Source organism: Rhizobium sp. P1_E6 (assembly GCF_056405875.1).
The window spans coordinates 1-1,312 of the sequence record NZ_JBFUBG010000281.1; the positions used below are offsets into that span (position 1 = coordinate 1).

General features: G+C 55.2%; 2 protein-coding genes. One reads left to right on the plus strand and one right to left on the minus strand.

Translation table 11 applies throughout. The features are described 5' to 3' along the window. Positions 1-645 (minus strand): HEPN/Toprim-associated domain-containing protein (locus tag AC1D35_RS36230; RefSeq protein WP_477942841.1); only part of this gene is annotated, 645 nt, incomplete at its 3' end. A gap of 286 nt (positions 646-931) precedes the next feature. On the opposite strand from AC1D35_RS36230, the gene AC1D35_RS36235 reads away from it, so the two are divergent. Further along, positions 932-1,312 (plus strand): phospholipase D family protein (locus tag AC1D35_RS36235; RefSeq protein ID WP_477942843.1); only part of this gene is annotated, 381 nt, incomplete at its 3' end.

Below are 1,312 nucleotides of genomic sequence, written 5' to 3' on the forward strand. Positions count from 1 at the left end.
GTTGAAGGCATGCCGTATGATGTCGGTGTCGCTCGTACCCTCCGTGACAAGAAGATAGCCTTCGCCGATGGATCCGACCGTAAAGTCTTCTCGGGAAAGATAGCCTCCTTCCACGACATCCATGAAATCCCATACGACGGTCAGATCGAGATTTTCAGGCCGCTCGGCAAGGACGCGAAGCATGTCGTGGGGCGACAGCCGCTCTAGAAGCGCGGAAAGGTCCCATCCGCCCATGGGCAGGAAATCGAAATGATCCGGCTTTTGCAGACGGTCCTGAAATTCGGCCGGCAACACCCCGGCGCCATCGGGATCCGTAACCTCCCTCTGAATTTGCAAGAGGTCTGTTTCCCTCACAAGCCTCAACGTGTCGGAGAATGAAATATCGTGCGGAGTGTCATAGGTTACATAGGGGTCGGCAAAGCGGCGTTCGATTGCCTCCAGCGTCGAGCCCGAAAGTTCCAGCCGCGCTAGCAACTCACCGAGCTGAGCCTGAAATACCTCGACCTTTCTTGAGCCCCCCTCATAGTCGCGATCGACGAATGATCTGTGCTTTTCGAGAAAGATCGTCTGATGTGTGATCGTCGCGAAATTTCCACTCGACTCGAGAAGCAGCGGACCAATGCGAAGGTCTGAATACGAACCCATGCCACCCCCAATCGCCTCAGCGAGGTATAATTTATGCTGATATCAACGCTCGATCGGATTCCCAAACTCTGCTCCGATTGCCCTCCGCTGTAGCCCACGCCTGGCATCTCGTCACCATGCCGCGCCGTCTGTCCACATGTCCCTGAAACTGGCAACTCTCGCGACACCGCGCCTGATGGAGCGTGAAGCCGGCAGAATCTCACGCGCTCGCAGAAATTAATGCTCCGGTGTCGATTTGCGGAGTAAATGCAGAACAGCAATCGGGAGCGGGTCGGGGGAATTGGAGTTGGAGTTTCTGCTCAATGGGATCAACGGCAATTATCCTCGCAACATCCTTCTGAATGCACTCGAGACAACGGAACGCGTGGATGCGGCAGTCGCTTATGCGACCGAGAATGATCTCCTATTCAGCTGGTGCTGGGATAACAAGATTCCGTTGCGATATTGGGGACGGTTCGATGACGACGTCCCCGTCAGTATCCCGGTTCTGACACCGTTTCTGGCCCGAAGATCTGGAAATTATGTCTGCAAGCTCGTCCGATCATTTCATCCAAAGGTGATCTGGTGGCGAGGCTATGGGGCCTACATCGGTTCGGCAAATCTGACGCAACCTGCGTGGTGGGCCAACGTTGAAGCCGGCGTCTTTATATCGGACGAAGAGCTATCC